The sequence below is a fragment of the Burkholderia glumae LMG 2196 = ATCC 33617 genome, assembly GCF_000960995.1.
Lineage (GTDB): Bacteria > Pseudomonadota > Gammaproteobacteria > Burkholderiales > Burkholderiaceae > Burkholderia > Burkholderia glumae.
This window is the reverse complement of record NZ_CP009435.1, coordinates 1,671,591-1,697,447: the sequence shown is the minus strand read 5'-3', so window position 1 is coordinate 1,697,447 and position 25,857 is coordinate 1,671,591. Positions and strand designations below refer to the sequence as shown.

Annotated in this window: 17 protein-coding genes; 9 read left to right on the top strand and 8 right to left on the bottom strand. The window is 70.7% G+C overall.

What is annotated here, in order from left to right; genetic code table 11:
• Positions 1-152: 152 nt before the first annotated feature.
• Positions 153-2,114, bottom strand: a complete 1,962-nt coding sequence (gene dnaK / locus KS03_RS20290; RefSeq protein ID WP_012734717.1) for a molecular chaperone DnaK — start codon at positions 2,112-2,114, stop codon at positions 153-155.
• Between the two features lie 327 nt (positions 2,115-2,441).
• Positions 2,442-3,005: a nucleotide exchange factor GrpE gene (gene grpE, locus KS03_RS20285; RefSeq protein WP_012734716.1), complete on the bottom strand. Its 564-nt coding sequence runs from the start codon at positions 3,003-3,005 to the stop codon at positions 2,442-2,444.
• 447 nt (positions 3,006-3,452) lie between these two features.
• Here grpE and KS03_RS32340 point away from each other — a divergent pair, with 447 nt between their 5' ends.
• A complete protein-coding gene (locus KS03_RS32340; RefSeq protein ID WP_012734715.1) occupies positions 3,453-3,614 on the top strand; it encodes a hypothetical protein in 162 nt (53 codons plus the stop codon).
• Here KS03_RS32340 and KS03_RS20280 read toward each other — a convergent pair.
• The 3 genes from KS03_RS20280 to hrcA all read right to left on the bottom strand — a co-directional run bounded on the left by KS03_RS20280 (position 3,586) and on the right by hrcA (position 6,263).
• Entirely contained in the window at positions 3,586-3,993 is a 408-nt protein-coding gene (locus KS03_RS20280; protein ID WP_012734714.1) for an RNA-binding S4 domain-containing protein, read from the bottom strand. The two genes, KS03_RS32340 and KS03_RS20280, sit on opposite strands and share 29 nt — an antisense overlap.
• Before the next feature lie 44 nt (positions 3,994-4,037).
• Entirely contained in the window at positions 4,038-5,105 is a 1,068-nt protein-coding gene (gene hemH / locus KS03_RS20275) for a ferrochelatase (protein ID WP_012734713.1), read from the bottom strand.
• A gap of 135 nt (positions 5,106-5,240) precedes the next feature.
• Positions 5,241-6,263 carry a heat-inducible transcriptional repressor HrcA gene (gene hrcA, locus KS03_RS20270; protein WP_012734712.1) on the bottom strand — a complete coding sequence of 341 codons (1,023 nt, stop codon included), beginning with the start codon at positions 6,261-6,263 and terminating at the stop codon, positions 5,241-5,243.
• On the opposite strand from hrcA, the gene KS03_RS20265 reads away from it, so the two are divergent.
• Positions 6,262-7,287 carry an NAD kinase gene (locus KS03_RS20265; RefSeq protein WP_026051320.1) on the top strand — a complete coding sequence of 342 codons (1,026 nt, stop codon included), beginning with the start codon at positions 6,262-6,264 and terminating at the stop codon, positions 7,285-7,287. The two genes, hrcA and KS03_RS20265, sit on opposite strands and share 2 nt — an antisense overlap.
• A 19-nt stretch (positions 7,288-7,306) precedes the next feature.
• On the top strand, positions 7,307-8,956 hold the full coding sequence (recN, locus tag KS03_RS20260) for a DNA repair protein RecN (protein ID WP_012734710.1): 1,650 nt from the start codon (positions 7,307-7,309) through the stop codon (positions 8,954-8,956).
• 250 nt (positions 8,957-9,206) lie between these two features.
• Here recN and glnE read toward each other — a convergent pair whose 3' ends face one another.
• A complete protein-coding gene (gene glnE, locus KS03_RS20255; protein ID WP_045678882.1) occupies positions 9,207-12,053 on the bottom strand; it encodes a bifunctional [glutamate--ammonia ligase]-adenylyl-L-tyrosine phosphorylase/[glutamate--ammonia-ligase] adenylyltransferase in 2,847 nt (948 codons plus the stop codon).
• 282 nt (positions 12,054-12,335) lie between these two features.
• Between glnE and KS03_RS20250 the strand changes: the two genes are divergently transcribed.
• From KS03_RS20250 to aroG, 4 genes are all read left to right on the top strand, one after another.
• The gene (locus KS03_RS20250) at positions 12,336-16,553 is read left to right on the top strand and encodes a YhdP family phospholipid transporter (RefSeq protein ID WP_012734708.1); all 4,218 of its coding nucleotides are present in this window, start codon (positions 12,336-12,338) and stop codon (positions 16,551-16,553) included.
• Between the two features lie 40 nt (positions 16,554-16,593).
• Positions 16,594-17,433, top strand: coding sequence for a carbon-nitrogen hydrolase family protein (locus KS03_RS20245; protein WP_012734707.1), 840 nt, complete (start codon positions 16,594-16,596; stop codon positions 17,431-17,433).
• Between the two features lie 92 nt (positions 17,434-17,525).
• Positions 17,526-18,992: a metalloprotease TldD gene (gene tldD / locus KS03_RS20240; protein ID WP_012734706.1), complete on the top strand. Its 1,467-nt coding sequence runs from the start codon at positions 17,526-17,528 to the stop codon at positions 18,990-18,992.
• Between the two features lie 419 nt (positions 18,993-19,411).
• Positions 19,412-20,485, top strand: a complete 1,074-nt coding sequence (aroG, locus tag KS03_RS20235; RefSeq protein ID WP_012734705.1) for a 3-deoxy-7-phosphoheptulonate synthase AroG — start codon at positions 19,412-19,414, stop codon at positions 20,483-20,485.
• Between the two features lie 77 nt (positions 20,486-20,562).
• Here the strand turns inward: aroG and hmpA are convergent, their stop codons facing one another.
• Entirely contained in the window at positions 20,563-21,771 is a 1,209-nt protein-coding gene (gene hmpA / locus KS03_RS20230; RefSeq protein WP_012734704.1) for an NO-inducible flavohemoprotein, read from the bottom strand.
• A gap of 155 nt (positions 21,772-21,926) precedes the next feature.
• Entirely contained in the window at positions 21,927-22,478 is a 552-nt protein-coding gene (locus KS03_RS20225; protein WP_012734703.1) for a cob(I)yrinic acid a,c-diamide adenosyltransferase, read from the bottom strand.
• 443 nt (positions 22,479-22,921) lie between these two features.
• Here KS03_RS20225 and KS03_RS20220 point away from each other — a divergent pair, with 443 nt between their 5' ends.
• Together KS03_RS20220 and KS03_RS20215 are read left to right on the top strand one after the other, a co-directional pair.
• Positions 22,922-24,337: an FAD-binding oxidoreductase gene (locus KS03_RS20220; protein WP_012734702.1), complete on the top strand. Its 1,416-nt coding sequence runs from the start codon at positions 22,922-22,924 to the stop codon at positions 24,335-24,337.
• Complete coding sequence (locus KS03_RS20215; RefSeq protein ID WP_012734701.1) at positions 24,334-25,851, top strand: FAD-linked oxidase C-terminal domain-containing protein; 1,518 nt, start codon at positions 24,334-24,336, stop codon at positions 25,849-25,851. Before KS03_RS20220 ends, KS03_RS20215 begins: the two co-directional genes overlap by 4 nt.
• The last annotated feature ends 6 nt before the right edge of the window (positions 25,852-25,857 follow it).

The following is a 25,857-nucleotide window of genomic DNA, read 5'->3' as shown; positions in this document are numbered from 1 at the left end:
TAGAGCGGCGCTCGCGCGCCACCCGCCATAAAACGAATGTGCCCGGCGAGCCGCAAGGCCCGCCAGGCGCAAGGGTGATCCGCCCGTCCGGCAGTGACGGGGCGGATCGGAAGCGGCCGTGCCGCGCGGCGCGGCGCGGCCGCTCCCCGACTTCAGTCCTTCTTCACTTCCTTGAAGTCGGCATCGACGACGTCATCGGCCGCCGCGCTCGCGCCGCTCGTATGCGCCGCCCCCTCGGCCGCGCCTGCGGCGCCCGCCGCGCCGGCAGCACCGGCCTGCTGGGCCTGCATGTCGGCGTACATCTTCTCGCCGAGCTTCTGCGAAGCCGCCGACAGCGCCTCGACCTTCGCGTCGATCGTCGCCTTCTCGGCCGAGGCGTCCTTCAGCACGTCCTCGAGGTCCTTCAGCGCCGCCTCGATCTTTTCCTTCTCGCCCGCGTCGAGCTTGTCGCCGTAGTCGGCCACCGCCTTCTTCGTGCTATGGACGAGCGCGTCGCCCTGGTTGCGTGCATCGGCACGCTCACGCAGCTTCTGGTCCTCGGCCGCGTTCGCTTCGGCGTCCTTGATCATCTTGTCGATCTCGGCTTCCGACAGGCCCGAGTTCGCCTTGATGGTGATCTTGTTTTCCTTGCCGGTCGCCTTGTCCTTCGCGCCGACATGCAGGATGCCGTTCGCGTCGATGTCGAACGTCACCTCGATCTGCGGCACGCCGCGCGGCGCCGGCGGGATGCCCTCGAGGTTGAACTCGCCGAGCAGCTTGTTGCCGGCCGCCATCTCGCGCTCGCCCTGGAACACCTTGATCGTCACGGCTCCCTGGTTGTCGTCGGCGGTCGAGTAGACCTGTGCGTGCTTGGTCGGGATCGTGGTGTTCTTCTTGATCATCTTCGTCATCACGCCGCCGAGCGTCTCGATGCCGAGCGACAGCGGGGTCACGTCGAGCAGCAGCACGTCCTTGCGGTCGCCCGACAGCACCTGGCCCTGGATCGCGGCGCCCACGGCGACGGCTTCGTCCGGGTTCACGTCACGGCGCGGCTCCTTGCCGAAGAACTCCTTGACCTTTTCCTGCACCTTCGGCATCCGCGTCTGGCCGCCGACCAGGATCACGTCGTCGATGTCCGACACCTTCACGCCGGCGTCCTTGATCGCGGTGCGGCACGGCTCGATGGTGCGCTCGACCAGTTCCTCGACCAGCGCTTCCAGCTTGGCGCGCGTGATCTTGAGGTTCAAGTGCTTCGGACCCGAGGCGTCCGCCGTGATGTACGGCAGGTTGATTTCGGTCTGCTGGCTCGACGACAGCTCGATCTTCGCCTTTTCGGCCGCTTCCTTCAGGCGCTGCAGCGCGAGCACGTCCTTCGACAGATCGACGCCCTGCTCCTTCTTGAACTCGCCGATGACGTAGTCGATGATGCGCTGGTCGAAGTCCTCGCCGCCGAGGAACGTGTCGCCGTTGGTCGACAGCACTTCGAACTGCATTTCGCCGTCCACGTCCGCGATCTCGATGATCGACACGTCGAACGTGCCGCCGCCGAGGTCATACACGGCGATCTTGCGGTCGCCCTTCTCGGCCTTGTCCAGGCCGAACGCGAGCGCGGCCGCGGTCGGCTCGTTGATGATCCGCTTGACTTCCAGGCCGGCGATCCGGCCCGCGTCCTTGGTGGCCTGACGCTGGCTGTCGTTGAAGTAGGCCGGCACCGTGATCACGGCTTCCGTGACCGGCTCGCCGAGATAGTCCTCGGCCGTCTTCTTCATCTTGCGCAGCACTTCGGCCGAAACCTGCGGCGGCGCGAGCTTTTCGCCATGCGCCTCGACCCAGGCGTCGCCGTTGTCGGCCTTGATGATCGAGTAGGGCATCAGGCCGATGTCCTTCTGCACTTCCTTCTCTTCGAAACGGCGGCCGATCAGGCGCTTCACCGCGAACAGCGTGTTCTTCGGGTTGGTCACCGACTGACGCTTGGCGGGCGCGCCGACCAGCACTTCGTTGTCGTCCATGTACGCGATGATCGACGGCGTGGTGCGGGCGCCTTCCGAGTTCTCGATGACCTTGACCTGATTGCCTTCCATCACGGCCACGCACGAGTTCGTGGTCCCGAGGTCAATACCGATGATCTTTCCCATTTTTGATAATCTCCAGAAACTCTGTTTTGCTGCGGATTCCGGGGCGTTTCGCCCGGTTTGCCGCGCCGAATTCAACCCTGTCCACGAAATAGGTGCGTTCCCGCCGTTTTCAAGACCCCGAATGCGATGCGGGCATTCGATTTTTTCAATCGGCGGGAGTCGCGAGCCGATTTGGCCCCTTACCAATGCGAAGCCGGGCGCCACCCGCCGCGCCCGGCCCAGGAACCTCGCGCCACCGCCGCCGGCGAGGCCCGCGCGGCGCGGCGCCCCGGACGCCGGCCGGGCGGCGCTCAAGCCATGCCGGCCGCCGCACGGCGGCGTGCTGGCTTACTTCGGCTGCGACACCGTCACGAGCGCGGGGCGCAGCACGCGGTCGGCGATCATATAGCCCTTTTGCAGCACGGTGACGACGGTATTCGGCTCCTGCTCGGCCGGCACCATCGAGATGGCCTGGTGCTGGTGCGGATCGAACTTCGCGCCGGCCGGATCGATCACGCTGACGCGGCCCTTCTCGAGCGCGCTCTGCAACTGGCGCAGCGTCAGCTCGACGCCCTCGCGGACCTTCGCGATGTCCTCGGACTTGTCGCCGACCGCGGCTTCCAGGCTGTCGATCACCGGCAGCAGATGCTCGGCGAAGCTCTCGATCGCGAACTTGTGGGCCTTGGCAACGTCTTCCTGGCCGCGGCGGCGCACGTTCTCGGTTTCGGCCTTGGCCCGCAGGAAGCTTTCCTGCAGCTCGGCGATCTTGGCCTGTGCCTCGGCCAGCGCGGCCTCGGCCTCGCCTGCCGGCTGCGCCGGCGCCGCTTCGGCGGCCTGGGGTTGCGCAGCCTGCGCGTCGCGGCCGCTCTCGTCGGCCGGTTGACCAGCCGGATTCTCTTGCGTGTTTTCCATGTCGCTGAAATCGAATTGAGTGATGAAAGCCAGACCGGCGGCGCCTCGCACGGGCAACGCACCGCCGCACAACGTTGGCGCAGATGGGGCCGAAGACACCCTATTCAAGAGGGTCTTTCGGCCACCGCACCGGTTTCGGCGGGTTTCGGCCGATTCGACGCGGATTGCGCCCCCCGGCCGGGCGATTCCCTCCATTTGCGCGCCAATCCGGTGCATGTCTGCGGCAGCGCCGGCATGGTACCCGTTCCGCAGCGCGCGCCGCCGGCGGCGCGGCGAAACCCGCTGTAACAACCCTTACCCGCTTGGCACTGGATCGGTATCGGGCACTGGACTACACTGCGATACGCGTTGTCGAAGCAAGCGCAATTCCCGATTCATTTTCCGGCGCGGCTGCCGTCAGGCGGCCACCACCGAACCCGTTCCGCCTGCCTTCCCGAGGGGAGTACCGTGAAACTGACCTTTGCGATATCGGTGGTCGCGCTGGTGTTGGCGGCCGGCACCACCACCATTTGCCTGTCGGGCGCCGTCACCGATCGCACTACCGAGTATGGTGGCGCCCAGGCGACGTTCGAGCACCTCTTCAGCGCCCATTCGAAAGTTTGTCGATGATCCGGCGGTCGCGCTTGGTCGGCCGGCCATGCAGCTCGGCGGCCGGCTCGCGATAATGCCGCCGCCGCTCGAGTTCGGCAAGCCGCTTCGCGCGCCCCTCCGCGGTTTCCGCATAAAGCGTCTGCGCCACCGCGGCCGGCCCGCGCAAGTCGCAGATGCCGAGCACGTCGATCTGCCAGAGCGCCGTGTCGATCGTCACCTCGACCCGATCGCCCACGCGCACGTCCTTCGACGGCTTGACCGGCACGCCGCCGATCCGCACCCGCCCCTTCTCGACGGCCTCGGCCGCGAGCGAGCGGGTCTTGAAGAAGCGTGCCGCCCACAGCCATTTGTCGATGCGCAGCTTCGCGCCCGGTTCGGTCGAAATTCGGTGATTCATCGGATCTTTCCCGTCTCAGTGGCCGTCGCGCGGCCGGTTCGCCGTCATGCCGCCGCGTCGGCCGGCGCCGGCGCGCGCACCGGCCAGCCCTGCAGGTTCTCGGCCACGATCTGGCCGAGCGCGTCGATCCAGGCCGGCGACGCGTTCAGGCACGGAATCCGGTGGAACGTCCCGCCGCCGCCGTGCAGAAACTCGTCGCGCACCTCCATGCCGATCTCCTCGATCGTTTCGAGGCAGTCGGCCGTGAAGCCCGGGCAGAACACGTCGGCGCGCCTGACGCCGGCCGCGCCGAGTTCGCGCAGCGTCGGCGCCGTGTAGGGCTGCAGCCATTCGGCCTTGCCGAAGCGCGACTGGAACGTGACGCGGCATTCGAGCGGGGTCAGTTCGAGTGCGGCCATCAGCAACGCGCCCGTCTGCTGGCACTGGTCATGATAGGGGTCGCCGAGGTCGAGCGTGCGCTTGGGCACGCCGTGGAAGCTCAGCACCAGCTTGTCGCCGGCCGCGAAATCGGGGCGCCCGTGCTCGGCCCAGTATTGGCGGACCTGCTCGGCGAGCGCGTGGATGTAGGCGGGATGATCGGCGTAGTGGCGCAGCGTGCGGACCTCGAGCTGGTTGCGCATGCGGCCGAGCGCGGCGAACGCAGCGTCGAACGCGGTGGCCGTGGTCGACGACGAGTACTGCGGATACATCGGCACCAGCAACACGCGCTCGGTGCCGGCGCGCTTCAGCTGGCCGAGCACCGTGCCGATGTCGGGCGTGCCGTAGCGCATCGCGTAGTCGATCAGCACCTGGTAGCCGTTCGCGGCGAACAGCGGGCGCAGGCCCTCGACCTGCCGTTCGGTATACACGCGCAGCGGCGAGCCCTCGGGCATCCACACCGACCGGTATTTCTTCGCCGAGGCGCGCGAACGCAGCGGCAGGATCAGCCCGCGCAGGATCGGCTGCCAGGCGATGGCCGGGATTTCGACCACGCGCGGGTCCGACAGGAACTGCGCGAGGTAGCGCCGCACCGCGCCCGGAGTGGGCGCGTCGGGCGTACCGAGATTGACGAGCAGGACGGCGACGCGATGCGCCGCGGCGTGTTGCGACGGTGGTTCGAGATCAAAACGCATGAACGGAAGGTGGGCCTGGGCACCGGATCGAACGAGCCTCATTATAGCGAGGCCGCCGCGGCGCGACCGATGCCGCCCCAATGCCTCCGGCGCACGTATCGGCAAGGCCGGCCCGCCGGCGCGGCGGGCCCGGCGCTACTGCTGGCTCAGCGTCAGCGACAGCAGGCGCGCGGTGATGTCGACGATCGGGATCACGCGGTGGTAGGCCATCCGGGTCGGCCCGATCACGCCGAGCGTGCCGACGATCTTGCCGTTGACCTCGTAGGGCGCCGTCACGACGCTCATTTCGTCGATCGGCACCAGCGTCGATTCCCCGCCGATGAAGATCTGCACGCCCTGCGCGTGGCTCGACACGTCGAGCAACTGCAGCAGGCTCGTCTTCTGGTCGAACACGTCGAACAGCTTGCGCAGCCGCGCCATGTCAGACGACAGGTCGGCCACCTCGAGCAAATTGCGTTCACCCGAGATCAGCACCGTGTCCTCGTCGTCGGAGGTCTCGGTGCTGGCGGTGACGGCCGCGTGCATCAGCGCCGTCATGTCGTCGCGCAGCGCGTCGATTTCCTCGCGCAAGCGGCGCCGGACCTCGTCGAACGACAGCCCGGCGAAATTGGCGTTGATGTAGTTCGAGGCCTCGGTCAGCTGCGACGACGAATAATCGCGCTGGGTGGCCATCATCCGGTTCTGCACGTCGCCTTCGGGCGTCACGATGATCAGCAGGATGCGCTTGTCCGACAGCCGCATGAACTCGACCTGCTTGAACACGTGGCTGCGGCGCGGCGTGAGCACCACGCCGGCGAACTGCGAGAGGTTCGACAGCACGCTGGCCGCGGCCGCCACCACCTTCTGCTGCGGCTCGCCCGCCTGCAGCGTGGTCTGCACGAGCCGCGTCACGGCCTCGTCGTCGATTGGCGATTCCACGCTCAGCAGCGTGTCGACGAACATCCGGTAGCCGCGCGGGGTCGGCACGCGGCCCGCCGAGGTGTGCGGGCTCGACACGAGGCCGAGCTCCTCCAGGTCGGACATCACGTTGCGGATGGTGGCCGGGCTCAGTTCGAGACCGGAGTACCGGGACAACGTGCGCGAGCCGACCGGCTGACCGTCGGCGATATACCGTTCGATCAGGGTCTTGAGGAGGGTGCGGGCGCGAGGATCTAACATGACGGAAAATTCTAGCGCAACCGGGCGGCGCCCGCGAGATTTCCGGCGAGCGCCCCGTCGCCCGGGCCGCCCGCCGCTCGGCCGGTTCCTTTTCGTCATCCAGCTATGGTGTAATGCCGGCATGAAAACCGGTAACCTGTTCCAGACCGTCGCGCTCGTGGGGCGCAGCAGCACGCCCGGCATCGCCGAACCGCTCGCCGCGCTCGCCGCCGCCATCGCCAAGCGCGGGCTGGAGGTGGTGTTCGAGGCCGCCACGGCACGCGAATACGGCATCGAGGGCCACCCGGCGCTGACGCCGAGCGAGATCGGCGCGCGCGCCGATCTCGCGATCGTGCTCGGCGGCGACGGCACGATGCTCGGCATCGGGCGCCAGCTGGCGCCTTACCGGACTCCGCTGATCGGCATCAACCATGGCCGGCTCGGCTTCATCACCGACATTTCCGCCTCGGACATGCTCGAACTCGTGCCGCAGATGCTGTCGGGCAGCTTCGAGCGCGAGGAGCGCACGCTGCTCGAGGCGCGCATCGTGCGCAACGGCGAACCGATCTATCACGCGCTCGCCTTCAACGACGTGGTGGTCAACCGCAGCGGCTTCTCCGGGATGGCGGAACTGCGTGTATCGGTGGACGGCCGCTTCATGTACAACCAGCGCTCGGACGGCCTGATCGTCGCCACGCCGACCGGCTCGACGGCCTACGCGCTGTCCTCGGCCGGGCCGATCCTGCACCCGCAGCTGCAGGGCATCGTGCTGGTGCCGATCGCGCCGCATTCGCTGTCGAACCGCCCGATCGTGCTGCCCGACGACGTCAAGGTCGGCATCCAGATCATCGGCGGGCGCGACGTCAACGTGAACTTCGACATGCAGTCGTTCACCGCGCTGCAACTGAACGACACGATCGAGGTGCGGCGCTCGCGGCACACCGTGCCGTTCCTGCACCCGGTCGGCTACAGCTATTACACGACGCTGCGCAAGAAGCTGCACTGGAACGAGCATCCGTCGCACGACGACGATCCGCAATCCTGACGCGGCCGCGCCCGACATCATGCTTCGTCATCTCTCGATCCGCGACTTCGTCATCGTCGCCCGGCTCGACCTAGAATTCGACGCCGGCTTCACCGTGTTCTCCGGCGAAACCGGCGCCGGCAAGTCGATCCTGATCGACGCGCTGGCGCTCGCGCTCGGCGAGCGCGCCGACGCCAGCGTGGTGCGCGCCGGCTGCCAGCGCGCCGACATCACCGCCGAGTTCACGCTGCACGACCGCGTCGCGCAATGGCTCGACGCCCATGCGTTCGACGCCGACGACAGCGTGATGCTGCGCCGCGTCATCGACGCGAGCGGCCGCTCGCGCGCCTTCATCAACGGCACCAGCGCGACGCTGTCGCAACTGCGCGAACTGGGCGAGATGCTGGTGGACATCCACGGCCAGCACGCGCACCAGCTGCTGATGCGCCCCGACGCGCAGCGCGAGCTGCTCGACACCCACGCCGGGCTTGCCGCCGAGGCGGCGGCGGTCGCGCGCGGCTGGCGCGCGTGGCGCGACGCGCTGCAGAAGATCGAGGCCGCGCAGGTCCACGAACGCGAGCTGCAGCTCGAACGCGAGAAGCTGGCCTGGCAGCTCGCCGAGCTCGACAAGCTCGCGCCGCAGCCCGGCGAATGGGCCGAGGTGAATGCCGAGCACGGCCGGCTCACCCACTCGGCGAGCCTGATCCGCGGCGTGCAGGGCGCGCTGCTCGCGATCTCGGAGTCCGACGACGCGCTGCTGCGGCAGCTCGGCGGCGTGATCTCGAAGGTACGCCAGCTCGCCTCGATCGATCCGACGCTCAACGACGTGCTGGCCGCGCTCGATCCGGCCGAGATCCAGCTGCGCGAGGCCGGCTATTCGCTGTCGCACTACGCGCAGCGGCTCGAACTCGATCCGGAACGGCTCGCGCAGGTCGAAGCGCGGCTCGACGCGCTGCACACGGCGGCGCGCAAGTTCCGGCTGCCGCCCGACACGCTGCACGACGAACACATGGCGCGCCGCGAGCAACTGGCCGCGCTCGACGCGGCAGCCGACCTCAGCGCGCTCGAGGACGCGGCCGAGCGCGCGAAGCAGGCCTATCTGGCCGACGCGCGCGCGCTGTCCGAGGCACGCGCACAGGCGGCCGGCGCGCTCGGCGCGGCGGTCACGGCCGCGATGCAGGAACTGTCGATGGCGGGCGGCAGCTTCGAGGTGACGCTGGTAGCGCTCGCCGAGGGCGGCGCGCACGGGCTGGAGCAGGTCGAATTCCGCGTCGCGGGGCACCCCGGCGTACCGCCGCGGCCGCTCGCGAAGGTCGCCTCGGGCGGCGAACTCGCGCGCATCAGCCTCGCGCTGGCGGTGATCGCGAGCGCCGCCAGCCTCACGCCGACGCTGATCTTCGACGAAGTGGACACCGGCATCGGCGGCGGCGTGGCGGAGGTGGTCGGGCGGCTGCTGCACCAGCTCGGCCGCGACCGGCAGGTGCTCTGCGTCACGCACCTGCCGCAGGTGGCCGCGCGCGGCGATCACCATTTCCAGGTCGCCAAGGGGCTCGACGCGGCCGGCGGCACCGTCTCGACCGTCACGCCGCTCGACCGCGCGAGCCGCATCGAGGAAGTCGCGCGGATGCTCGGCGGGCTCGAGATCACGGCCACCACGCGCAAGCACGCGAGGGAAATGCTGGCGGCCTAACGCCTAGCCGCCGACGCGCGCACCGTGGCCGCCCTTCCCCGCCCCGGTGCCCGCCGCTCGGCCGAGACCTGCTTCGGGCGCGGGCCCGTCCGTTTCCGCTGCCGCGCCAGCTGGCGCCGCACCGCGTCCTCGCAGGCGCCGAAGCCGGGGGCCGACGGCGCCAAGCGCGACAAGGCCGGCCTGACGAAGCCGTCGCAGCCGGCCCTCAGCCCCCGCTCGAACGCCGCTCGGGCCCCCGGGGGCGCCCTGCTCAGCCCTGCGGATCGGCCGCCGCCGCGGCCGGCGCCACGCCTCCGAACACGCGCTGCCAGAGCGCCAGCACGGCCGCGCGCTCGGCCGCCACTGTCTCGCTCGGCACGCGCGCCTTCTCCATGCCGTCGAGCCGCAGCTGATGCTGGCGCTTGCGATAGCGCCGGTAGGCGGCCCCCACCGTCTCGGCCTCGGTCTCGTCCATCAGCCCAAGTCGCGCGACCTCGCGCAGCAGCGCGATGTTGCCGGTATTGCGGATCAGCTCCGGATCGCGCGCGGCGTGCAGCAGCACCCAGTACTGGACGATGAACTCGATGTCCACCATGCCGCCGCGATCGTGCTTGAGGTCGAACAGCTCGCCGTGGTTCGGATGGCCGGCCGCCACCTTGTCGCGCATCCCGACGATCTCGCGCGCCAGCAGCTCGCCGTCGCGCGGCGTGGTCAGCACCTGTTCGCGGATCGCCTCGAACGCGGCGCCGATCCGCGCGTCGCCGGCGCTGAAGCGCGCGCGCGTGAGCGCCTGGTGCTCCCAGACCCAGGCGGTGTTGGCGCCGTCGCCCTCGCGCAGCTGGTAGCGGCGGAACGCGTCGAGATCGGTGACGAGCAGCCCGGCCTCGCCGTTGGGCCGCAGCCGCAGGTCGAGGTCGAACAGCGCGCCCGCGCCGGTGGCAGTGGTGAGCCAGGTGATCAGGCGGCGCGTGTAGGTGGTGTAGATGTCGGCCGCGCGGTCGTCGGGATCGTCGTAGAGGAAGATCACGTCGAGGTCCGACGCGTAGCCGAGCTCCTTGCCGCCGAGCTTGCCGTAGGCGATCACGGCAAAGCGCGGCGCGTCGCGGTGGCGCTTGGCGAGCTGCGACCAGACCACCTCGAGCGTCACGTCGAGCACCGCGTCGGCGAGCTCCGAGAGCCGGTCGCTGACATGTTCGACCGACAGCTTGCCGGCCAGATCGATCAGCAGGATGCGGAACACCTCGGCGTGCTGCGCGTGCCGCAGCAGGTCCATCTGCTGCTCCATGCCGTCGGCCGCCGCGAGCCGCGCGCGTAGCGAGGCCTTGAACGCGGGCCAGTCGAACGGGCTCGCGATCGCCTCGTCGTCGAGCAGCTCGTCGAGCAGCTGCGGATGGCGGATCAGGTAGCCGCCGCCCCAGCGCGTCGCGCCGAGCACCGACAGCACGCGCTCGAGCGCGGCCGGGTACTCGGTCAGCAGCGCCAGGTAGGCGCCGCGCCGGCCCACCGTTTCGAGCAGGTCGAAGAAGCGGATGATCGTGTCGTCGCGATGCGCGGCGTCGATGCCGGCAGCCGCGTCGAGCGCGCGCTGCGCGACCCGGTCGAAGCGCTGCCGGCTGCTCTCGGGCAGCCCGGCATAGCGCGACGACTGCCAGACCGCGCGCAGCCGCGCCAGCACGGCCGCCGGCGTCACGAAGCCGAGGCCCGCGAGGCGCGCGGCCAGCGCGTCGTCCTCGCCGTCGTCGGCCAGCGCACCGCTCCAGACCCAGGCGGCGTCGTCCTCGGCGCCGTTGCCGCTTGCATTGCCGCCGGCGCCGTTGCTGCCCGTCTCGCCCGAGCGGTTCGAGAAGATCTGGTCGAACTGCGCCTCGACGAACGCGCGGTGCCGGTCCAGCTCGGCGACGAGCGCCGCGTAGTCGGCGTGGCCGAGCGAGGCCGCCAGCGCCGCGCGGTCCTCGGGATCGACCGGCATCGCATGGGTCTGCGCATCGTTGCGGTACTGCAGCCGGTGCTCGATCGTGCGCAGCAGCCGGTAGGCCTGGGCGAAGCGCTCGGCCACCTCGGCCGCGATCAGCCCGCGCTCGGCGGCATGGGCCAGCACCGCGAGCGTGGGACGAATCCGGAAGCCCGCATCCTGGCCGCCGCGAATCAGCTGGAACACCTGCGCGCTGAATTCGATCTCGCGAATCCCGCCGCGCCCGAGCTTGATGTCGTCGGCCTTGTCGGGACGCATCGTGGCGCGGCGCTGGGCCTCCTGGCGGATCTGCCGGTGTAGCGAACGGATCGCGCCGATCACGCCGAAATCGAGGTAACGACGGTAGACGAACGGCTTGACGATCGCGTCGAGCTGCGTGGCGAGCCGCTGCGCGGCCTCGCTGTCGGGCTCCGAGACGAGCCGCCCCTTGATCCAGGCGTAGCGCTCCCATTCGCGCCCCTGCACGTAGAAGTACTCCTCCAGCATGCCGAGGCTGCAGACGAGCGGGCCGGAATCGCCGTTCGGCCGCAGCCGCATATCGACGCGAAACACGTAGCCGTCGGCGGTGGCGTCGGACAGCACGCCGATCAGGCGCCGGCCCAGGCGTGTGAAGTATTCCTGGGTGGCAAGGCCCGCGCGCGCGCCGCCGGCGGTTTCGCCGTCGTCCTCGTAGACGAAGATCAGGTCGATATCGGACGAGACGTTCAGCTCGCGCCCGCCCAGCTTGCCCATGCCGACCACGCCGAGCGCGAGCCGTTCGCCGGCCGGCCCGCGCGGCTCGCCGTAGAGCGCCTCCAGCTCGGCCGACAGCACCGCGAGCGAGCGCTGGATCGCGACCTCGGCCAGGTCGGTCATGGTCGCCGTGACTTCGGTCACGTCGGCCGCGCCGGCCAGATCGCGCTCGACGACGGCGCCGAACACCTCGAGGCGCAGTTGGCGCAGCGCGCGGCGCAGGGCGTCCTCGCCGGGCGCCGCCGCGGGCGAGGCCGCGGCCAGCAGCTCGTCCAGGCGCGCCTCGATCGCCTCGCGCGAGAGCGGCGCGGCGGCGGCCTCGGCGATGCGCTCGGCGAGTTCGGGGCGCGCGGCGACGGCGCGGGCCAGATAGCGGGAATAAGCGGTGCTGAGCAGAAGGTTGGCGTCGGTCATGGCGGCGGCGCGCGAAGCGCGGGAACGGGGCACGAGAAACGAAGCACGAGGCGGGACGAAGCCGCGGCGCGGCATCCCGCCGGCGGCAGGATGCGGCCCGGCCGCCGCCGCCCCCGGGCGGGCCACCCGGGCCGCCGTCGGCTTGCAGCAGGCGGCAGCTCGCCGGCGCCGGGCGCGGGCCGCAGGCAAACCGGATGTCGGCCGAACGCTTGCCGGACCAGACCCCTGTGTTACATTTCACCGTCGATTCGCAACGCTACCATATCCCCGCCCGTCCGCCGCATGCCCGACCGTCAGGAATCCGCCGCCAGCAGTCCAGAAGCCGGTCCTCCCAGGCACGATCACCCGGTCCTGCGACGCGTTTGCCGCGTGGTGCTGATCGGCGGCGCGACGATCTACTTCGTCGCCGCGAGCAGCTACCTCGGCCTGCGCTACGTGCTGCTGCCGCAGGTCGACCGGCTGCGCCCGCGCATCGAATCGTTCGTCTCCGACAAGCTCCACGCCGAGGTCCGGATCGGGCGCCTCGCGCCCCACTGGTCCGGCATGCAGCCCGGCGTGGACGTGACCGCGCTGACCATCCGCAAGGACGGCACCACCGCGCTGACGATCCCGCACGCCACCGCCGCGATCGCCTGGGGCTCGCTGCTGAGCCTCGCGCCGACGCTCTCGAGCCTCGTCGTCGACGCGCCGGACCTGCTGATCGAGCGCAACCGCGACGGCACGCTGATGGTCGCCGGCGTGGCGGTGCCCACCACCCGCAGGAGCGGCAACGACGCGTTCAGCACCTGGCTGCTGCGCCAGCAGGCGATCGTGCTGCGCGGCGGCACGCTGCGCTGGCGCGACGCGCAGCGCAACGCCCCCGAACTGACGCTGACCGGCATCCGGCTCGCCGTGCTCAACGACGGCCTGGTCCACCGGCTGGCATTGCAGGCGCCGGCCAACGGCACGCTGTTCGCCGGTCCGCTCGATTTCCGCGCGCGCTTCACGCACCGCCCGCTCGCGGCGATCGGCCGGCCCGCCAACTGGACCGGCGAGGCCTACCTGTCGACCGGACCGGTCGATCTGCCGACGCTCGCGCGCTACCTGCCGGTGCCGCTCACGGCCTACGCCGGGCGGCTCGACAACACCATCTGGCTCGGCTTCCAGGACGGGCGCCTGCGCGACGCGCACGGCATGCTGAGCGGCGCCGACGTCGCGCTGCGCGTGCGGCCCACCCAGCCGCGGCTCGACATCCCGACGGCGAGCTTTGGCTGGAACCTCGCGCTCGATCCGGGCCACGACTACACGCTGAACCTGACCGACCTGCATGCCGAGCTGGGCCAGCCGCCGCTCGACGACGGCACGCCGCTGTCGCGCCTGCTCGCCTTCAGGACGCTGACGGCGCGCTACCGCGTGCCCGACGCCACCCACGGCCAGTTGATCCAGGTGGCCGGCGACCGCGTCGATCTCGGCATCCTCGCCGAGTTCGTGCGCGGCCTGCCGCTGCCGGCGCGGCTTCGCAACGCGCTGGTGCGCACCGATCCGCGCGGGCTGATCGCCAACTACGTGATGGAGGCCGAACGCGCCCCGCCGGACCCCGCCGAGCTGGCCGGCGACGAGACTGCCCGCGCCGCGCCGATCGTGCGCTACCGGATCACGGGCGACCTGCAGGGCATCAGCGTCGAGGCGCAGGAGCCGGGGCCGGGCCTCTCGCCGCGCGGGCATCCGCGCGCCGGCGTGCCGGGCTTCGAGAACCTGTGGGGCCACGTGGACGCGAACGAACGCGCGGGCCAGGCGCGCATCGACACCGTCCGCGCCGCCGTCACGATGCCCGGCGTGTTCGCCGACCCGCGGCTCACCTTCGACCGGCTGAGCGCGCAGGCCTCCTGGACCGTCACGCACGCGCCCGGCGAGCCGCGCCCGCGCGTCGACGTGAAGGTGCCGCTGCTCTACGTGGCCAACCCCGACGCCGAGATCACCGCCGCGGGCGGCTATACGAACCCGGGCCACGGGCGCGGCTCGCTGGACCTGAAGGCCGAGTTCGGCCGCGCGGCGCTCGCGCGCCTCGTGCGCTACCTGCCGACCAGCATGTCCGACCACTTGCACCAGTACCTCGGCCATGCGCTGCAGGCGGGCACCGTCTCGAAGGGCGCGACGATCGTCGCGAAAGGCCCGCTCGAGACCTTCCCCTACGAGCACACGCCGCACGACGGCGTGTTCCGGATCGTCGCGCCGTTCACGGGCGGGCGCTTCGATCCGACGCCGCAGCCGCTGCACACGCTCGCCGACGGCACGCCGAGCGTGTGGCCCGCGCTCGACGGCATCAGCGGCGTGTTCGAACTCGAGCAGAACAAGCTGGGCCTCGACATTGCCAGCGCGCACTACAAGCGCGTGCAGCTGAGCGGCGTGCGCGGCCGCATCGCCGACCTCGGCAATCCGGCGCGGTCGCCGCTCGTGATCGAGGGCCGCGCGCACGGCCCGCTCGCCGACCTGATCGACTACGCGAACCACAGCGCGCTGGGCGGCATGAGCCGCCACCTCGGCGAGCGCGTCACCGCCCAGGGGCCGGCCTCGCTCGCGCTGAAGCTGACGGTCCCTCAGCGCGCGGCGCACGGCCACACGCAGGTGGAAGGCGCGCTCAGGTTCGGCGACAACACGCTCGCCGCGGACGGCCTGCCGCCGCTGTCGCAGCTGCGCGGCACGATCCGCTTCACGCAGCAGAGCGCGTCGCTCCACCGGCTCTCGGCGCGCCTGCTCGGCGGCGAGGTCCACGCCGACGGCAGCTATCGCGTCAACGGCGGCTACGCGCTCGACGTGAACGGCCGGATCGCCGTCGATTCGGCGCGCGGCCTGAACCTGCACGGGCCGGCCGCCGCGCTGCTCGGGCGCGTGGTGGGCGACGCGCCGTACCGGCTCTCGGTGCGTGGCGCGAAGGACGGGCTCCCCGAGATCGACGCCTCGTCGGACCTGACCGGGCTCGCGCTCGATTTTCCGGCGCCGTTCACCAAGGCGGCAGGCACGCCGATGCCGTTCAGCTTCACGCTGGCGCCGCTCGCGCCCGAGGCGGGCCGCACGCTCGAACAGGCCGATCTCGCGCTCGGCCCGGTGGCCGCGCACTACGTGCTCGACGCCACGCAAGGCGAGCCGCTGCGCGCGGTGCGCGGCTCGCTCGGCATGAACCGCCTGCCGGACCTGCCGCGCGACGGCGTGACCGCGGCCGTGGACGCGTCCGAACTCGATGCCGACGCGTGGCTCGCGTTCGCGAAGACGCTGCGCGCAGCCCCCGCCGCTCCGTCGTCGCCGGCGCGGGCGCCGTCGCCGGAGCCGGCGGCAGCCGCGCGCGTCGATCTGGCGAGCTTCGCGCCGAAACGCTTCGCGCTGCACCTCGGCCGGCTGAAGCTGCTCAAGCGCAACTGGGAGAACGTGATCGTCGGTGCCTCGCACGTCGACGATCTCTGGCAGGCCAACGTCGCCTCGAACCAGGTTTCGGGCTATCTGTCGTGGGCGCCGCCGATGCCGGGCGAGACGGGCGCCGGCGTGCTGAACGCGCGGCTCGCCAAGCTGATCGTGCCCGACAGCGCCGACCACGATCTGGTGGGCGGCGCCATGGATATGCCGACCAGCCGCGCGATGCCGTCGATCGACCTGGTGGTCGACCAGGTGGTGGCGCGCGGCCACGACATCGGCCGGCTGCAGGTCAACGCGCACAACTTCAGCGAGAACGGCGTCCCGGTCTGGCAGCTCGACCGGCTCGAACTCGCGAACCCGGCCGCGAAGCTGACCGCCACCGCGAACTGGCGCACCTCGAAACGCGCCATCGCGCTCGGCGCCGACGCGGACGACGCGCCGCGCCGCACGGTGTTCGATTTCAAGCTGGCGATCGACGACGCCGGCGCACTGCTCGACCGGGTCGGTCTGCCGCGCACCATCGCCGGCGGCCGCGGCACGCTGCAGGGCAAGGTGGGCTGGCGTGGCGGCCCCACCGCGATCGACTATCCGACGCTCGACGGCCGGCTCTCGCTCGATCTGGCGCACGGCCAAATCCTCAAGGTCGATCCCGGCGCGGCCAAGCTGCTCGGCGTGCTGAGCCTGCAGGGCCTCGCGCGCTTCCTGACGCTCGACTTCCGCGACGTGATCGGCAAGGGCCTGCCGTTCGACTCGATCGAAGGCACCGGCCGCATCAACGACGGCATCGTCACCACCGACGACTTCCGCATCGTCACCGCGCCGGCCCGCGTGACGGTGACGGGCTCGGTGGACCTCGCGCACGAAACCCAGGACCTGCTCGCACACATCACGCCGAAGCTCAGCGCCAGCGCGGCGGCGATCGGCGCGGCGGTGATCAACCCGCTGCTCGGGCTCGGCGTGCTGGCCGCGAACCTCGCGCTGTCGCAGACGCTCGCGCATGCGTTCGCGTTCGACTACGTCATCACCGGCTCGTGGGCGCACCCGCAGATTCAGCGGGTCGCGGACGATCGGGGTAAGATGGGCCGCATGCCCGCCGATGCGGCCCGTCCCTGACGGTGCGGGACGCACCCTTTTTTACGTCCGACGCTCTCCGATGACCGACCGATCCGAACGCCTCGCCCCGCTGACGGTCGCCGCCGTGCAGATGGTCAGCTCGCCCGATCTCGCCCGCAACCTGGACGACGCGGGCCGGCTGGTCGCCGAGGCGGCCGCGCTCGGCGCGAAGCTCGTGCTGCTGCCGGAATACTTCTGCTTCATGGGCCGGCGCGACACCGACAAGCTCGCGCTCGCCGAACCCTATCAGGACGGCCCGATCCAGCGCTTCCTCGCCGATTGCGCGCGCCGCCACGGCGTCTGGCTGATCGGCGGCACGCTGCCGCTCGCCGCGCCCGAGCCGTCGCGCGTGCTGAACACCACGCTGGTGTTCGGTCCCGACGGGCGCGAATGCGCGCGCTACGACAAGATCCACCTGTTCAGCTTCGAGAAGGACGGCGAATCGTTCGACGAGGCCCGCACGATCCGCCCAGGCGGCACCGACGCCTCGGCGGTGCGCGGCTTCGAGGCGCCGTTCGGCCGGGTCGGCCTGTCGGTCTGCTACGATCTGCGCTTTCCGGAGCTGTATCGCCGCCTCGGCGACTGCGCGCTGATCGTCGTGCCGTCCGCGTTCACCTACACCACCGGCCGCGCGCACTGGGAGACGCTGCTGCGCGCGCGGGCGATCGAGAACCAGTGCTACGTGCTCGCCGCCGCGCAGGGCGGCCGCCATGAGAACGGCCGGCGCACCTGGGGACACAGCATGCTGGTGGACCCGTGGGGCGAGATCGTCGCCGTGCGCGACGAAAGCCCCGGCGTGGTGGCCGGCACGGTCGATCCGGCGCGCCTGGCCGAAGTCCGCCAGAGCCTGCCCGCCTGGCGCCACCGCGTGCTCGACTGAGCGCCCCGCCGAGCCCACGCGATCCGCTCCGAAACCGACACACCGACGACACACCCGACCCCGCTCAAAGCAACCCCGATATCCGATACCGCATGAACATCATCGAACCCGGCATCCGCAATCTCGCCCTCGCCAAGGACATCCTGCTCACGCCGTACGGCCTCGACGAAACGCTGCTCACGCGCACGCTCGCCGACATCTTCACGCATCGCGTCGACTACGCGGACCTGTACTTCCAGGCGACCCGCAGCGAAGCGTGGAGCCTGGAGGAAGGAATCGTGAAATCGGGCAGCTTCAGCATCGACCAGGGCGTCGGCGTGCGGGCCGTGGCCGGCGAGCGCACCGCGTTCGCCTATTCGGACGACCTCTCGCCCGAGGCGATCCGCCAGGCCGCCAGCGCCACCAAGGCGATCGCGGCCGCGGGCGGCGGACGCCGCAGGATCCAGGTGGCATCGTCGCTGACCGGCGTGGCGGGGCGCGACCTCTACCTGCCGTCCGACCCGCTCGCCTCGCTCGACGCCACCGCCAAGGTCAAGCTGCTCGAACGCGTCGAGCAGATGGCACGCGGCCGCGACCCGCGCATCACGCAGGTGATGGCGGGCCTGGCCGGCGAATACGACGTGGTGCTGGTGGCGCGCAGCGACGGCGCGCTGGCCGCCGACATCCGCCCGCTGGTGCGGGTCTCGGTGACGGTGATCGCCGAGCAGGACGGGCGCCGCGAGATCGGCTCGGGCGGCGGCGGCGGCCGCTTCGACTACGGCTACTTCAGCGACGAGGTGCTGTCGCGCTACGTGGACGACGCCGTCCACGCCGCGCTCGTCAATCTGGACGCGCGCCCGGCGCCGGCCGGCGCGATGACGGTGGTGCTCGGCTCGGGCTGGCCCGGTGTGCTGCTGCACGAGGCGATCGGCCATGGCCTGGAGGGCGACTTCAACCGCAAGGGCTCGTCGGCGTTCGCCGGACGCATCGGCGAGCGCGTCGCCGCCAAGGGCGTGACGGTGGTGGACGACGGCACGCTGCCGAACCGCCGCGGCTCGCTCAACATCGACGACGAAGGCAACCCGACCCAGTGCACCACGCTGATCGAGGACGGGATCCTGAAGGGCTACATCCAGGACACGCTGAACGCGCGCCTCATGAAGATGCCCGTGACCGGCAACGCGCGCCGCGAGTCGTACGCGGCGCTGCCGATGCCGCGCATGACCAACACCTACATGCTGAACGGCGACAAGGACCCGCAGGAGATCATCGCATCGGTCAAGCACGGCCTGTACGCGGTGAATTTCGGCGGCGGCCAGGTCGACATCACCAACGGCAAGTTCGTGTTCTCGGCCTCCGAGGCCTACATGATCGAGAACGGCAAGGTGACCTATCCGGTGAAGGGCGCCACGCTGATCGGCAGCGGCCCCGAGTCGCTGAAGTACGTCAGCATGATCGGCAACGACATGAAGCTCGACTCGGGCGTGGGCGTGTGCGGCAAGGAAGGCCAGAGCGTGCCGGTGGGCGTGGGCCAGCCGACGCTGCGGATCGACTCGATGACGGTCGGCGGCACCGCCTGAGTCCGGCCGGGCGGTCACGCTGCGGCGCGGCAATTCCGCACCGCAGCGCGGACATCGCGCACCAGACATCAACCTTGCGCGGATTGTCCGCGTTTTTTGCGCCACCCGGTTGCATTGCGCGTGCCGCCCGGGTATAAAGTCCAGATCGCTCCAACCACGACGCACCGCACGATCATGTCCGCCAGGTTTTACTTTTACTTTTTCTGGTATCTCAGACCGCTGGCGGATCGAGAGGAGTGATAGCGCGCAACGCGCGAACCAAATTCCCAGAAAACCGCCGGCGAACCCGGCGGTTTTTTTTCGTCCCGCCGGTTCAGCAGCCCCGGCGCCGATGAACCCGGCCGTCCCCGGCCAAACCGACCGAAACCCGCAACGGCCGAGCGCGACCGCCCCGGCGACGCGACACTGGAGAACACTGCATGCCCCCGCACAACACCGACGATGTCCGGATTCGCGAACTGAAGGAACTGACACCGCCCAACCACCTGATCCGCGAGTTCCCCTGCTCGGAAGCCGTGGCGGAACTGATCTACAGCACGCGCCGCGCGCTGCACCGGATCCTGCACGGCATGGATGACCGCCTGGTGGTGGTGATCGGCCCGTGCTCGATCCACGACACGAACGCGGCAGTCGATTACGCGAAGCAGCTCGTCGAGCTGCGCCGGCGCTTCCGGGACGATCTCGAGATCGTGATGCGCGTCTACTTCGAGAAGCCGCGCACCACGGTCGGCTGGAAGGGGCTCATCAACGATCCGCACCTCGACAACAGCTTCAAGATCAACGAAGGGCTGCGCACCGCGCGCGAGCTGCTGCTGCAGATCAACGAGCTGGGCCTGCCGGCCGGCACCGAATTCCTCGACATGATCAGCCCGCAGTACATCGCCGACCTCGTGTCGTGGGGGGCGATCGGTGCACGCACCACCGAGTCGCAGGTCCACCGCGAACTCGCCTCGGGCCTGTCGTGCCCGGTCGGCTTCAAGAACGGCACCGACGGCAACGTGAAGATCGCCGTGGACGCGATCAAGGCCGCCTCGCAGCCGCACCATTTCCTGTCCGTGACCAAGGGCGGCCACTCGGCGATCGTCTCGACGTCGGGCAACGAGGATTGCCACGTGATCCTGCGCGGCGGCAAGGCGCCGAACTACGATGCCGACAGCGTCAACGCGGCCTGCGCCGACATCGGCAAGGCCGGCCTCGCCGCACGCCTGATGATCGACGCGAGCCATGCCAACAGCTCGAAGAAGCACGAGAACCAGATCCCGGTCTGCGCCGACATCGGCCGCCAGCTTGCGGCCGGCGACGAACGGATCGTCGGCGTGATGGTGGAATCGCATCTGGTGGGCGGCCGTCAGGACCTGACGCCGGGTTGCCCGCTGACCTACGGCCAGAGCATCACCGACGCCTGCATCGGCTGGGACGACAGCGTCAAGGTGCTCGAAGGCCTGGCCGACGCCGTCAAGGCGCGGCGCGTGGCCCGCGGCAGCGGCAACTGAGGCCGGCGCCCGAAGCCCTCAAGCACGAAGGGCCGGACCGCCTCGCGGCGAACCGGCCCTCCCCGCAGCACACCGCCTCACGCCAACGCGCCCGAACCGAAGATCTCGGTATGCACGCGCGCCGGCTCGACGCCGCGCGCCAGCAGCGTCTCGCGCTGCGCGGTCATGAAGCCTACCGGCCCGCAGACGTAGTAGTCGGCATCGGGCAGCATCGCCGCGTCCAGTTCGGCCGGCGTGAGCCGCCCCTCGCGGTCGTGATCGACGCCGGCCTCGTCGTTCGGGCCGACGGTCTCGTAAAGTACCTGGCGCGTGGTGTTCGGGCGGCTCGCCACCAGCGCGTTGAGCCAGTCGCGAAACGCATGGGCACGGCCCGAGCGGCAGGCGTGCAGGAAATGGAGCGGCCGCCGGCTGCCGGCCGCGGCCAGCGCCGAGGCCATCGACACCATCGGCGTGATGCCGACTCCCCCCGAAATCAGCACCACCGGCGTGTCGGCCTCGCGCGCCAGCGTGAAGTCGCCCATCGGCGCCGACACCTCGACGATCGCCCCTTGCTCGACGCCGTCGTGCAGCAGCGTCGACATCTTGCCGGCCGGCAGCTCGGCGCCGCGCCCCGCCTCGCGCTTCACCGAGATCCGCAGCCACTTGCCGTTCGGCAGGTCCGACAGGCTGTACTGGCGCGGCTGGTCGACGCCGAGCGCGCCGATGTAGCGCTTGACCGAGACGTACTGGCCCGGTTCGAAGTGCGGCGCGACGCCGCCGTCGGTGGGCGTCAGATAGAACGAGGTGATCTCGTCGCTCTCGCGCTGCTTGCGCTCGACCCGGAACGGCCGGTAGCCGGTCCACGGCGCCTGCGCGTAGAGCCGCGCCTCGACCCCGGTCAGGATCTGCGCGAGCTGCGCATAGGCGGCCCGCCATGCGTCGAGCGTCGGCGCATCGACCGCCTCGCCGAGCACCTCGACGATCGCGGCCAGCAGGTTGTCACCGACGATCGGGTAATGCTCGGGCCGCACCGACAGGCTCACGTGCTTGTGCGCGATGCGCGAGACCGCGCCGCCGAGCGCGCCGAGATTGTCGATGTTCGCGGCGTATGCCCACACCGCCCGCGCCAGCGCCTCGGGCTGGCCGCCGCCCGCCTTCTGATGCGATTGGTTGAACAGGTTTCGCAATTCGGGATGGCGACGGAACATCCGCTGATAGAAGTGCCGCGCGATCTTCGGCCCTTCGGCGGCAAGCATTGGGGCGCTTGCCTTGACACGGTCCATCTGCTCGGCGGTGAGCGTCGTCATCGTTCTTCTCCATCGGCGGTCGGTTTAAAGATTCATACACGATACATTTTTAAAGCCGAATATTGAGATGGGCGAATTGCCGCAGTTGCGGCGACCCTGCCCGATGCTGCCGCCGATGCAATGCCGGCGCGGCGCGACCGCCCGCGCCGCCCGCCTCACTCGGGGCGGCCGTGCTCCCAAAGCACGTCGCGGCCGCCGGCCGCGCGGTTGAGCACGCGCGCGAACACGAACAGCAGGTCCGAGAGCCGGTTGACGTAGCGGCGCGGCGCGGGCGCCACCTCGCCGGCCGCGCCGAGCGTCACGATCGAACGCTCGGCGCGCCGGCACACGGTGCGGCAGACGTGCGCGAGCGCCGCCGCGCGCGAGCCGCCGGGCAGGATGAACTCCTTGAGCGGCGGCAGCTGCGCGTTGTAGTGCGCCAGCCAGTCGTCGAGCCGCGCCAGATGCGCGTCGGTCATCGCCACGTGGCCCGGCATGCACAGTTCGCCGCCGAGGTCGAACAGATCGTGCTGGATTGCCGACAGCGCACCGCGCAGGTCCTCGGGCAGCGGCTCGGCCAGCAGCACACCGAGCTGCGAATTCAGTTCGTCGACGTCACCGATCGCCGCGATCCGCACGTCGTCCTTGCCGACCCGGCTGCCGTCGCCAAGGCCGGTCGTACCGTCGTCGCCGGTGCGGGTCGCAATCTTGCTCAGGCGGTTGCCCATCTCGTGTCCTCGTCGTGTCGTGTCGTGTTGGTGGCAGGCTCGGCCGGCCCCCGGTCCGCATTCGAGCGGCGCGCGGACCCGCGCGTCGGCGCGCCCTTGCCGCGGCGCCCGCCGGGCGCACGCGTTGCGCGAGCGATGGCGCGCAGCGAGGCGGGCGCCGCGGCAAGGGCGCGCCGGCCGGGCGGCGTCTGCCACGCGGCCCGCCGGCCCGGGCCCGGCGCCGCCGGAGCGGGCGGCCGTGGCAGCCCGCTGCCCGCTGCCATTATCCCAGCGCCGGCCGCCGCGCGGCGGCCGGCTTTGCGCGTAAAATGATTCGCGGGTCGCCGGCCCGCGCGGGCCGCGCGTCGAAGGCCGGCCCCGACAAGACGGGCCAGACGGCGCCGTGCCCGCCGCGCGCGGCATGCTACGCACGACCTCGAGCCAATCGCCCCAAGGAGACACGCGTGAACCACCCCGCCCCCCCGGCGTCGCTGCGCCGCCCGTTCCCCGATGCGCTGCGCGCGGCGCTGGTCGCCGCGTTCGGCGAACGCGTGTCGACCTCGGAAGCGGTCCGCGCCCATCACGGCCGCGACGAATCGCCGTTCGATCCCGAACTGCCCGACGCCGTGGTGTTCGCGCAGCATGCCGACGAGGTCCGCACCGTCGTCACGCTCTGCGCGCAGCACGGCGTGCCGCTGATCCCCTACGGCGCCGGCTCCTCGCTCGAAGGCCACCTGCTCGCGGTGCGCGGCGGCGTCTCGCTCGACCTGTCGCGCATGAATCGCGTGCTGTCGATCGACGCCGACGACCTGACCGTGACGGTCGAGCCAGGCATCACGCGCAAGACGCTCAACGAGGCGCTGCGCGACACCGGCCTGTTCTTCCCGATCGATCCGGGCGCCGACGCCAGCATCGGCGGCATGACCGCCACGCGGGCCTCGGGCACCAACGCCGTGCGCTACGGCACGATGCGTGAGAACGTGCTCGGCCTGACCGCCGTGCTGGCCGACGGCCGCGTCGTGAAGGCCGGCAGCCGCGCGCGCAAGTCCTCGGCCGGCTACGACCTCACGCGCCTGTTCGTCGGCTCCGAGGGCACTCTCGGGGTGATCACGGAAATCACGCTGCGCCTGCATCCGCTGCCCGAGGCGGTGTCGGCCGCCATCTGCACGTTCCCGTCGATGGGCGACGCGGTGCGCTCGGTGATCGAGACGATCCAGATCGGCGTGCCGATCGCGCGTGTCGAGTTCGTCGACGCGCTCGGCGTGCGCGCCATCAACCGCCACTCGAACCTGACGCTCGCCGAGGCGCCCACGCTGTTCTTCGAATTCCACGGCACCGAGGCCGGCGTGCGCGAGCAGGCCGAGCGCGTGCAGGAGCTGGCCGCGCAGAACCGCGGCCGCGGCTTCGAATGGGCGACGCGCCCGGAGGACCGCACGCGCCTCTGGTCGGCGCGCCACAACGCGTTCTTCGGCATGTTGCAGCTGAAGCCCGGCTGCCGCGCGGTGACCACCGACGTCTGCGTGCCGATCTCGCGGCTGGCCGAATGCGTCGAGGAAACCGAGCTCGACCTGCGCGCCTCGACGCTGCCCTGCCCGATCGTCGGCCATGTCGGCGACGGCAATTTCCACGTCGCGATCCTGATCGATCCGGCCCGGCCGGAAGAGCTCGAGGAAGCCGAGCAGATCAACCAGCGCATCGTCGAGCGCGCGCTGCGCATGGGCGGCACCTGCACCGGCGAACACGGCGTGGGCCTGCACAAGATGCGTTTCCTCGCGGCCGAGCACGGCGAGAACGCCATCGAGACGATGCGCGCGATCAAGCTCGCGCTGGACCCGCGCAACCTGATGAACCCCGGCAAGATCTTCAGCCTCGACGCATGAACGCCGCCGAACCCGCGATCCACCCGGCCGGCACGCTGCCGGACCCGGCCACCCGGGCGCAGCGCCAGCGCGAAGTCGTGCAGGCGCTGATGGCGGTGCTGCCGAGCCACTGCCTGCTGCACCGCGACGAGGACACCGCCGCCTACGAGTGCGACGGCCTTGCCGCCTGGCGGCGGCTGCCGCTCGCGGTGGCGCTGCCGGAAACCGAATCGCAGGTGCAACGCATCGTGCAGATCTGTCGCCGCATGAACGTGCCGATCGTGCCGCGCGGCGCCGGCACCAGCCTGTCGGGCGGCGCGCTGCCCCACGAGAGCGGGATCGTGGTCTCGCTCGCGCGCTTCACGCGCATCGTCGAGGTCGACTCCTACGCGCGCACCGCAACGGTCCAGCCCGGCGTGCGCAACCTCGCGATCTCGGAGGCCGCCGCGCCCTACGGGCTCTACTACGCGCCCGACCCGTCCTCGCAGATCGCCTGCACCATCGGCGGCAACGTCGCCGAGAATTCGGGCGGCGTCCACTGCCTGAAGTACGGGCTGACGGTGCACAACGTGCTGCGCGTGCGCGCGGTGACGATCGACGGCGACGTGGTCGAGTTCGGCTCGCTGGCGCTCGATACGCCCGGCCTCGACCTGCTTGCCGTGATGATCGGCAGCGAGGGCATGTTCGCGATCGTGACCGAGGTCACGGTGCGGCTGATCCCGAAGCCGCAGGCCGCGCAGCTCGTGATGGCGAGCTTCGACGACGTGGTGAAGGGCGGCGAGGCGGTGGCCGCGATCATCGCGGCGGGCATCGTGCCGGCCGGGCTCGAGATGATGGATCGGCCTGCCACGCAGGCGGTCGAGGCGTTCACGCAGGCCGGCTACGACCTCGACGCGGCCGCGATCCTGCTCTGCGAATCGGACGGTACGCCCGACGAGGTGCTCGAGGAGATCGCGCGCGTCAAGGCGGTGCTCGAGCAGAGCGGCGCGACCCGCATCCAGGTCTCGCGCTCGGAAAGCGAGCGGCTGCGGTTCTGGTCGGGCCGCAAGAACGCGTTCCCGGCCGCGGGCCGCATCTCGCCCGACTACTACTGCATGGACGGCACCGTGCCGCGCCGCGCGATCGGCCCGCTGCTCGCGCGCATCGAGCAGATGGAGGCGCGCTATGGCCTGCGCTGCATCAACGTGTTCCATGCGGGCGACGGCAACATGCACCCGCTGATTCTGTTCGACGGCAACGATCCCGACCAGCTGCATCGCGCCGAGCTGTTCGGCGCCGACATTCTCGAGAGCTGCGTCGAACTGGGCGGCACGGTGACGGGCGAGCACGGCGTGGGCGTCGAGAAGCTCAACTCGATGTGCGTGCAGTTCTCGCCCGAGGAACGCGACGCATTCTTCGCCGTCAAGCGCGCGTTCGATCCCGCCAACCTGCTCAACCCCGACAAGGGCATCCCGAGCCGCGCGCGCTGCGCCGAGTACGGCCGCCTGCACGTGCGCGGGGGCCTGCTGCCGCACCCGGGGCTGCCGCGCTTCTGAACGGCC

Coding starts and splice junctions, on each gene's coding strand:
- KS03_RS20265 (WP_026051320.1), top strand. CDS start 6,262: ATGACGGAAAATTCTAGCGCAACCGGGCGGCGCCCGCGAGATTTCCGG.
- KS03_RS20245 (WP_012734707.1), top strand. CDS start 16,594: ATGACCGACCGATCCGAACGCCTCGCCCCGCTGACGGTCGCCGCCGTG.
- KS03_RS20280 (WP_012734714.1), bottom strand. CDS start 3,993: ATGAATCACCGAATTTCGACCGAACCGGGCGCGAAGCTGCGCATCGAC.
- grpE (WP_012734716.1), bottom strand. CDS start 3,005: ATGGAAAACACGCAAGAGAATCCGGCTGGTCAACCGGCCGACGAGAGC.
- hemH (WP_012734713.1), bottom strand. CDS start 5,105: ATGCGTTTTGATCTCGAACCACCGTCGCAACACGCCGCGGCGCATCGC.
- aroG (WP_012734705.1), top strand. CDS start 19,412: ATGCCCCCGCACAACACCGACGATGTCCGGATTCGCGAACTGAAGGAA.
- recN (WP_012734710.1), top strand. CDS start 7,307: ATGCTTCGTCATCTCTCGATCCGCGACTTCGTCATCGTCGCCCGGCTC.
- KS03_RS20215 (WP_012734701.1), top strand. CDS start 24,334: ATGAACGCCGCCGAACCCGCGATCCACCCGGCCGGCACGCTGCCGGAC.
- dnaK (WP_012734717.1), bottom strand. CDS start 2,114: ATGGGAAAGATCATCGGTATTGACCTCGGGACCACGAACTCGTGCGTG.
- hrcA (WP_012734712.1), bottom strand. CDS start 6,263: ATGTTAGATCCTCGCGCCCGCACCCTCCTCAAGACCCTGATCGAACGG.
- glnE (WP_045678882.1), bottom strand. CDS start 12,053: ATGACCGACGCCAACCTTCTGCTCAGCACCGCTTATTCCCGCTATCTG.
- tldD (WP_012734706.1), top strand. CDS start 17,526: ATGAACATCATCGAACCCGGCATCCGCAATCTCGCCCTCGCCAAGGAC.
- hmpA (WP_012734704.1), bottom strand. CDS start 21,771: ATGACGACGCTCACCGCCGAGCAGATGGACCGTGTCAAGGCAAGCGCC.
- KS03_RS20225 (WP_012734703.1), bottom strand. CDS start 22,478: ATGGGCAACCGCCTGAGCAAGATTGCGACCCGCACCGGCGACGACGGT.
- KS03_RS20250 (WP_012734708.1), top strand. CDS start 12,336: ATGCCCGACCGTCAGGAATCCGCCGCCAGCAGTCCAGAAGCCGGTCCT.